This is a genomic window from Steroidobacter sp., from assembly GCF_036406195.1.
Classification (GTDB): domain Bacteria; phylum Pseudomonadota; class Gammaproteobacteria; order Steroidobacterales; family Steroidobacteraceae; genus Steroidobacter.
In genome coordinates this window covers 1-1964 of the sequence record NZ_DASWVW010000004.1, presented here as the reverse complement: position 1 = coordinate 1964, position 1964 = coordinate 1, and the positions used below count along the sequence as shown (strand labels likewise).

Genomic DNA, 1964 nt, shown 5'->3' with positions numbered 1-1964 from the left:
AGTGCCGGCGTCAATTCGTCGGAAAGCGAGTTGCGGGCTTCCGGCCGGTTCAAGGTGATGATGGCGACGCGGTCGCGGATGACGCAGAGCAATTCGTTGGTGCCGGTGTCGATGGTGGTTTCGGTGCTCATGTTTCCCCCGGTTTGTTTGTTGTTTATGTCGTAGGGTGGGCAAAGGCGCGCATGCGCCGTGCCCACCTTCGCCGTCCGTGCTCTTGAAGGTGGGCACGTTTCGCTTTGCCCACCCTACGATTCCTGTTTGTTGTTGTCCCGTCATTCCGGGTTCGCACTCGTGCCCCGGAACGACGAGCTAGAACTTCTCCACCCACGGCCGCAGTTCGATCTCCCAGGTCCAGGCGCTGCGCGGCTGTTGCAGCAGGTGCCAGTAATTTTCCGCAATCGCATCGGGATCGAGGAAGGAGTCCGGGCGATCGGCAGGCTCGGTCCGCGCCGCGTTGCGGATGCCGCCGTCGATGACGACGTGCCCGATGTGAATGCCCTGCGGCGACAGCTCGCGCGCCATGCTCTGCGCCAGCCCGCGCAGCGCGAACTTGCCCATCGCGAAGGGGGCGGACTGCGCATAGCCTTTCACGCTCGCGGAAGCGCCGGTGAACAGGATCGCGCCGTGCTTGTTCGGCAGCATGCGTTTTGCCGCCTGCTGCGCTACCAGGAAGCCGCCGAAGGCGCTGACGGCAATCGCATTGGCGACCTCCGCCGGCACGAGTTCGATAAAGGCGCCGCGGGCGCGCGCGCTGGCGTTGTAGACGACAATGTCGGGTGTTGCCATCTCGCGTTCGACCAGGCCGAACAGGCGCTCGACCTCGTCGGCATTGGTCGCATCGCAGGCAAAGGCCTTGGCGCCGGTCTGGGTGCAGAGCTCGCCCAGCTTCTCGATCTTGCGCGCAGCAAGTGCGACCTTGATGCCCTCACGCGCAAACAGCCGCGCCAGCGAGGCGCTCAATCCTTCGCCGGCGCCGACGATCAACGCGGTGTTGTATTTTGGTCTTGCCATGCATGCTCCCCTGTTGGCCGAGATTCCTATCTAGGGACACGTCCCCGCGAGGCAACCTGTGATGATCGGCGTGGAATCCTGGATGCCAGTTCCTTCCGGCGTCACCACCAGCGGGGCTCCGACGACGCGATATCCTTCAGCCACGGAGCGCTCCCCCGGTTATGCTTGTTGACCGCGCTCGGGCGTGCGGTATCGGTAGTCAGCTATAACATCGAGAACGGGCGGAAACGACAAGGGCAAAAGATGCAGCCACTCAAGCACGATCGCAGGGCCGCCATTCCGGACCAGCCGGGATTGCTGGCACCCGACACGTCAGGCATGAATTTCTACCGGGCCGATCCGGCGCTGACCGATCTCTTGCGGCTGCATCTGCCGGAAGCGACGTTCCGCCACATCGAGCCGTATCTCGACCGTCTCGGCGCCATGGCCGGCGGCCATCTCGATGAATGCGCGCGGCTGGCCGATCGCCACACGCCTATCCTGTACCAGCGCGACAAGTTCGGCCGTGATGTGCAGTGGATCGAATATCACCCGGCCTATCGCGAGCTCGAGCGCGCCGCCTTTGGCGAGTTCGGCATTCATGCGATGTCGGTGAGGAAGGGCATTCTGGGCTGGCCCGACAAGTATCCTGTCGTCGCCAAGCACGCCTTCACCTTCCTGTTCAACCAGGCGGAATTCGGCCTCGGCTGCCCGATCAACGTGACCGACGGCTGCGCCAAGCTCCTGGCGAATTTCGGCAGCGATGAACTGAAGGCCAGATATCTCGACGGGCTGACACAGACCGACATGAGCAAGCTGACGCAAGGCGGCCAGTTCATGACGGAAAAAGAAGGCGGCTCCGACGTCGGCACGCTGATGACGAGGGCCGTGCAGGAAGGCGACCACTGGCGCCTCCATGGCGAAAAATGGTTCTGCTCCAATGCCGATGCGGAAGTCGTGATGCTGCTGGCGCG

Annotated in this window: 2 protein-coding genes and 1 pseudogene; 1 reads left to right on the top strand and 2 read right to left on the bottom strand. The window is 63.4% G+C overall.

Annotated features, from left to right (window positions below; translation table 11 throughout):
• Both VGE08_RS26245 and VGE08_RS01555 read right to left on the bottom strand, forming a co-directional pair.
• A pseudogene (locus tag VGE08_RS26245) lies at positions 1 to 131 on the bottom strand (enoyl-CoA hydratase); the annotation flags it as partial.
• Positions 132 to 309: 178 nt separating this feature from the next.
• Entirely contained in the window at positions 310 to 1011 is a 702-nt protein-coding gene (locus VGE08_RS01555) for an SDR family NAD(P)-dependent oxidoreductase (protein WP_349258595.1), read from the bottom strand.
• A 243-nt stretch (positions 1012 to 1254) separates the two neighbouring features.
• On the opposite strand from VGE08_RS01555, the gene VGE08_RS01550 reads away from it, so the two are divergent.
• A partial coding sequence (locus VGE08_RS01550) for an acyl-CoA dehydrogenase family protein (protein ID WP_349258596.1) occupies positions 1255 to 1964 on the top strand: 710 nt, incomplete at its 3' end.